This window comes from Neobacillus niacini, from assembly GCF_046591715.1.
In the GTDB taxonomy this organism is placed as follows: Bacteria; Bacillota; Bacilli; order Bacillales; family Cytobacillaceae; genus Neobacillus; species Neobacillus niacini_L.
The window spans coordinates 1-5,967 of sequence record NZ_JAWVNQ010000029.1 but is presented as its reverse complement, the minus strand read 5'-3'; the positions used below and the strand labels follow the sequence as shown (position 1 = coordinate 5,967).

The window sequence follows — 5,967 nt, the reverse complement described above, 5'->3', positions numbered from 1 at the left end:
AGGATTTGTCCTTCATCCTGTGTCTTGAGGACAAATCGTTTGTTTCAGCCAGTAGGATTTGTCCTTCATCCGGGGTCTTGAAGACAAATCGTTTGTCAGCCAGTAGGATTTGTCATTGTTAAAGATATTAAAGGCTGTCGAGATTTTCTCGACAACTGAGACCTTAACAAAGGTCTTTTTTTCTGTGATGTATGTTTTAGCATTTCAATAAAGGTAAAATAAAATTAAATATAGAAATAGTAATGTATCCAATTTTGGGGAGAGATAAATAATGAAATTTATAGTTTATGATAATGCTCATGACTTTGAGAGAAAGATAGAACCAATACTATCGGAAAAGGAGGATGTATTCAGTCTTTTTTGGGGTATACTGCAAGCAATTAAAGCTGGTCATTATGAGAATCCATTTATGGCGACAATTGAGGAGGATGGAAGAGTATTAGCTCTTTTCCAAATGACACCCCCGCATCCATTAAATCTAATTTTTGTTGATGAAACACGTTTAGAAGAAATAATCGATGTTTTTATAGAAAAAATGGTCGAACTTGAAGTTAACTTTCAATCCATCATCAGTTTAAAACCGTGGGCATACAAAGTCGCGGAGAAATGGAAAATCAAAACAAGTAGAACTCATCGACTGCTTATGGATCAGGGTTTGTATCGATTAAATAAGGTAAATGAAAATCTTGAACATAGTCCGGGTACGTGGCGCTATGCAGAAGAAAGTGATTCTTCACTTATCGAGAAGTGGTTCAACTTATTTGAAAGAGATACTGGATTGCCGATTTCGCCAATCGAAGACGTGAAAAAACGTGTTGCCATGTTTTTAAAGGAACGAGAGGTTTTTCTTTGGGAGGATAAAGGTAAGATTGTGTCGATGATGAAGAAGTCACGTCCGACAAAGAAAGGTGTTACGGTTAGTTTTGTTTTTACTCCAAAGGAGGAGCGTAAAAAGGGATATGCTCGGACGCTTGTTACGGCGATTTCAAGAGAACTACTCAAAGACTTCGAGTTTTGTGTTCTATACACAGATATGATGAATCCGACATCGAATAAGATTTATAGGGAAATAGGCTATGAAAGGATTGCGGATTCTATTCATCTTGGTTTTGATAAAGAAGAATGATCTTACTACTTAAACTATTGGGTGTTTTTGTTCAGGATAATGATCGCTGCGGCGGTCATTTTTCCTTTTTGAATTAACGGGGAAGAAAAGTTTAAAAAATATAGTTTGCAAAAAGCACATCTATAAGATGTGTTTTTTTATGTAAAGCATCCTTTACAGTAAAGTTTCCTTTACATTATAATGATATATAGAGAGGAATGATTTCTTAATGAAAAACCGAATGAAACAATTAAGGCAAGAGAATGGAATTTCTCAGGAACAAATGGCAGAAATGTTGGGTGTATCGCGACAGACAATTATTTCGATTGAAAAGGGGCGTTACAATCCTTCGCTGCCTCTCGCTATTCAAATTGCACGTTGTTTTAACACAATTGTGGAAAGAGTTTTTCTTTTAGAAGATGAAGAATAATATTTGCTTTGATAGGAGGGGATTTTCATGCAAATGAGTAGTAAATCAGGGAGAAGGTTTTTCTTAATAAGTGGCTTTATAATCTTAATTAATAGTTTGTTAATAGGTTTTGCCAGTATTTCAACAGGGAAATTCTTTGTTGGACATGAGCTTGTTTTTTTAGGTACGACAATTTTGTCTTTTTGTCTATCATATTTATATCCACAATTTAAAGAAAATGATGAACGGTCAAAAAGAATACGAGAAAGAGGAATGTTTTTTAGTTATTTCTTTATTTTAGGTTATATGGCTATTCTCATGTCACTTTTTCAATTTGAAATCATTGACTTAAATGGATACCAAACAGTAAGTTTGTTAATAACTTTAACAATAATAACTGTTTTTACTTCTTTTATTGTATTGTCAAAACGCCTTTAATGTTTTGTTTCTTATTAAACTAACAGGGTTCTAACTTAAGACTAGCTGCTAAATACTGCAGTCATTTTCTTATTGAACTATAACAGGAAAATCAATATACTAGGCAGAATTTAATAAGAGGTCATTGTTTAGAGAAAAATTATATTTATTTTAGGAGTGTTGGTTATGGTTCATGCAAATGATGTTTTATTGGATCAGTTGTTGGCAAATGCGAATGACCCTAGCTGGTACCTGCCATTTTCTGAATCAATAAAAGGATTGTCTGAGGAACAGGCATTTTGGAAGCCAAACGAGAATAGTAATAGCATTGCTGAAATTGTGCAGCATTTACTTTATTGGAATCAAACATGGCAAACTAGGTATCAAGAATCTCATGTTGATGCTGTCCCTTCCATAGGAAATAATAAAAAAAGCTTTTTAATTCCTGAAAATCAAACATTTGCTATTTAGAAAAGCAACTATTAGAGGTGCTTTTACTTTGGCAAGAGTTATTACATGAAGAAAAAGTCGAGAGTCAAGTTAATGGTTTTTCTGAAAATGTGAAATGGTGGGAAGTTCTTGGAAATGTATCAACTCATAACGCCTATCACATTGGACAGATTATTTATATCCGAAAGTTACAAAATAGCTGGAAAATCGATACAAGAGAAGATGAATAAATAAAAGTTGACCAGCGGCTTCTACTAAAAGATGCTTTAGTTAAGCAAGGCCATCATCACGATGGTCTATTTTTTATCCATGGTAGAAGAGGAATCGATGCGGAAAGGGATGATTACGATGACAAAATTATCGTATAGTGGTTTAAAATATGGGGAAAGTAATGTGGAAGTAAAATTACTGGTGGATATACAAAATGATTGGATTGAGATAACGCATACGAAGGAAGTGTCTCAAGTAATGAATAAATCAACAGGTAAATATATCATAGTAAAACGTAACACCCTGAAATTTGAGGTTGTTTCATAGTACGATGAGATTGTGAAGTATTGGACTTAAAGTAACTCTGGCTTTAATGAAATAAGCGACATTTCAATATTGTCAAATACAGGTCTAGCGCAAAGAAATGGACGGGTTACAGCACCCGTCCTTTTTTGATGGAGTAAACTTGTTAGTTTTTAGTTGATTCTCTTCCTACGAAAAAGAAATAAAAAGCCTGCCATAATGGTGATCGCACCAACAATAATACCTGTTACATTGTTTGTAGCGGTATTCGGTAATGTCCCGCCTGTAGCTCCACCAGCTCCGCCAGTTCCTGCATTACCAGTTGTTCCAGGTAATAAACGGTCGGTGTCAAAAGACCAAGTCGCTTTATCAGGGGCACCAGGAAGTCCCTCACAAGCTAATCCATCTCCCTCACGGTCTAAGCCTTCTACATTGTTTGTTGGACTTCCACCGTTCTGTTCGAAATACGTTTGTGCTTCATTCCAAGTACTAAAATCAGAGCAATTAACACCTGCTGCACTTACACTTTGTAATCCAAATACAAATAATAAGCTAGTTAATAATAATGAAAGTAATCCTTTTTTCATTTGTGATCCTCCTCGGTATTTGATACTCCATCTACAAGGTATACTTTCTTACAATCCCTCCGTGTTTATTCAAGTAAGCTAAAATTTTCCTTTTAATTATCATAGGAAGAATACTCAAATGTAGAGACGAGATAATAAGGGTGTACATAGAGTTGGAGGGATTGTTTTGAGCAGGCTGATAGGGATTTGTTTGATTTTGGCTGGTGTTTTAATGGGGAGTTACCATTTTTTAGAGTGGAAAATGGGGCGTTCTTCTGCACACGAACTTACAAGTGAGGAAATTCAGCAATTCGAACAGGAAGAAAAAGAAGCAGCGAAACAAGAGGTATCGAGTGTTATTACTGAACCTGAAATTCAAAAACAAAAGCCAAGTTCTGAGGTTGATCATAAGCAGGGCGAGAAGGTTGCTTTCTTACTCGTCCCAAAAATAGAGCAAAAGTATTCCGTCTATTGGGGAGCGGATAAAGAAACCTTAAGAAGAGGAGTGGGGATGTATGTCAGTCGATTTACGACAGCCCCTGACGGAGGCGGGCATACTGTCCTCAGCGGTCATCGGGATACGATATTTTATCGATTAAAAGAATTAAAGGAAAGCGAGACATTAAAGCTTGAATATGATGATTCTATTTATACTTATAAGATATCAAAGATATGGATTACCGATGCTGAGGACCAGACCGTGATCGTAGAAAAACAAACACCAACGCTAACCCTAACTACCTGTTATCCCTTTTATTTCGTAGGAAATGCACCAAAGAGATATATAGTACAAGCAGATTTGGTTTATAAACAGAATAAAGACAATAGTTAAAATGATAGAACACACTTTCTTGATGTGTTCTATATTTTTTGTATTATATAAATTTTTTTTTAAGTAAAAGTTCAAAGAATAATTAGTTTGTCCAAACCAAACCAATAAAGTTCGAATTAATAAATAGTACATGAGAGAGGAGATAAAACATTTTTTTATCTAAGAAAGGAAATTTGGTGCATACCTTAATCTAAATTTTAATCTCTACTCTAATAAATTTTTAAAGGAGAGTGCTTTTTTTGGCGGAACAACGCTTAATCATAGGGTTTTACCCACAAGCTTCAAAAGAGGAATGTTTAGAGCTTCATGCAAACCTAGGAGCACAATTTATCCAGTCAATAGACGAGCTTAATGCCCATGTTGTTACGGTTCCTGTAAAATCTCATCAAACTGTTGTGGGCCGATACCGGTCATGCAAATATGTACGCTATATAGAGCTAGACGGTAAATTTCATGCAACTGGTCTTTGTAGAATTATCCCGAATGATCCTAATTTCAATGTACAGTATGGTCTTCCAAAGATTATGGCACCAGAGGCTTGGTGTATCTCGGAACGCTCACGTACAGATGTTGATATTGCCATTTTGGATTCAGGAGTTGATTCAACACACCCTGACTTGGCTGGAAAAGTAACAGTATCCATGAATTTCACTGATTCACCAGACCCTGATCTTTTTGGACATGGAACACATGTTGCTGGCATTGCAGGAGCAGACACCAATAATGGATTATTTGGAGCGGGTATTAGCTTTAATTCATGTGACCTATGGAATTTGAAAGTATTAGGTGATGATGGTACTGGTTTATTCAGCTGGATTGCGAATGGAATCCTTTTTGCTGCAAACAATGGAGCAGATATTATTAATATGAGCTTTGGTAGCACGACTGATTCCAATCTTGTAAGTGATGCTGTCACTTTTGCATTTAATCAAGGATTGGTTCTAGTTGCATCAGCTGGAAATGATAATTCATCTGATCCGAATTTTCCTGCTGCATACCCTGTGGTTATTAGTGTCGCAGCAACAGATGTAAATGACCAAAAAGCAAGTTTTTCAAATTTTGGAGATGGAGTAGATGTTGCAGCTCCAGGAGATAATATATTTTCTACATTACCTACTTTTCCAAATTCACAGGGTGCTTTAAACTTTGGTTCTCTTTCTGGAACTTCTCAGGCTTCTCCACTTGTTGGTGGCCTTGCAGGGTTAATCAAAGCAACATTCCCTTCACTTACAAACGTACAAATCCGTCAAGCGATTGAATCAACTACTGATGATGTTCCGGGCTCTGGAGTTCTATACCAATTTGGAAGAATTAACGCTCTTTCAGCTTTGATTGAGGCTGCTGAATTATAGTATCCTAGAACACTATACTCAAATGAAATAAAAATTGTCGAGAAAAGATACCTTGCTCGACATTCTGACCATCCAGTTGGATGGTCTTTAATTTTAAATAGCTAATGATGAGTTTACTGTCACCCGTGCTATTTTTTATGGTATCTTCTTGAATAGATTCTAAATCCCATGGATTTCTGAATGTTGATTTCACTGTGCATGAAAAATAAAGGGAGAAATTCCCGCTAAATTATGAAATATCCTTATTTCATATAAAATAAGGGGAGCTTTTCCGTTTATACGACAAAATCATTGGATTTTTGTCTAATTTAGAGCAGTTAGTG

At 35.7% G+C, this 5,967-nt stretch carries 7 protein-coding genes and 1 pseudogene; 7 read left to right on the top strand and 1 reads right to left on the bottom strand.

Annotation, left to right across the window (positions count from 1 at the left end):
- Positions 1-271 precede the first annotated feature (271 nt).
- The 5 genes and pseudogenes from SFC47_RS25665 (at position 272) to SFC47_RS25645 (ending at position 2,918) form a co-directional block, all read left to right on the top strand.
- Positions 272-1,126 (top strand): GNAT family N-acetyltransferase, encoded by an 855-nt coding sequence (locus SFC47_RS25665; protein ID WP_411257366.1) that lies wholly within the window; start codon positions 272-274, stop codon positions 1,124-1,126.
- A gap of 208 nt (positions 1,127-1,334) precedes the next feature.
- A complete protein-coding gene (locus tag SFC47_RS25660; RefSeq protein WP_411257365.1) occupies positions 1,335-1,535 on the top strand; it encodes a helix-turn-helix transcriptional regulator in 201 nt (66 codons plus the stop codon).
- A 27-nt stretch (positions 1,536-1,562) separates the two neighbouring features.
- Entirely contained in the window at positions 1,563-1,952 is a 390-nt protein-coding gene (locus SFC47_RS25655; RefSeq protein WP_411257364.1) for a hypothetical protein, read from the top strand.
- A gap of 165 nt (positions 1,953-2,117) precedes the next feature.
- Positions 2,118-2,611: pseudogene (locus SFC47_RS25650) on the top strand (DinB family protein).
- 118 nt (positions 2,612-2,729) lie between these two features.
- Positions 2,730-2,918, top strand: a complete 189-nt coding sequence (locus tag SFC47_RS25645; RefSeq protein WP_411257368.1) for a hypothetical protein — start codon at positions 2,730-2,732, stop codon at positions 2,916-2,918.
- Between the two features lie 149 nt (positions 2,919-3,067).
- Here SFC47_RS25645 and SFC47_RS25640 read toward each other — a convergent pair whose 3' ends face one another.
- Positions 3,068-3,481: an excalibur calcium-binding domain-containing protein gene (locus tag SFC47_RS25640; RefSeq protein ID WP_411257363.1), complete on the bottom strand. Its 414-nt coding sequence runs from the start codon at positions 3,479-3,481 to the stop codon at positions 3,068-3,070.
- Positions 3,482-3,692: 211 nt separating this feature from the next.
- On the opposite strand from SFC47_RS25640, the gene SFC47_RS25635 reads away from it, so the two are divergent.
- Positions 3,693-4,292 carry a class D sortase gene (locus SFC47_RS25635; protein WP_411257367.1) on the top strand — a complete coding sequence of 200 codons (600 nt, stop codon included), beginning with the start codon at positions 3,693-3,695 and terminating at the stop codon, positions 4,290-4,292.
- A gap of 239 nt (positions 4,293-4,531) precedes the next feature.
- Positions 4,532-5,644: a S8 family peptidase gene (locus tag SFC47_RS25630; RefSeq protein ID WP_411257362.1), complete on the top strand. Its 1,113-nt coding sequence runs from the start codon at positions 4,532-4,534 to the stop codon at positions 5,642-5,644.
- The last annotated feature ends 323 nt before the right edge of the window (positions 5,645-5,967 follow it).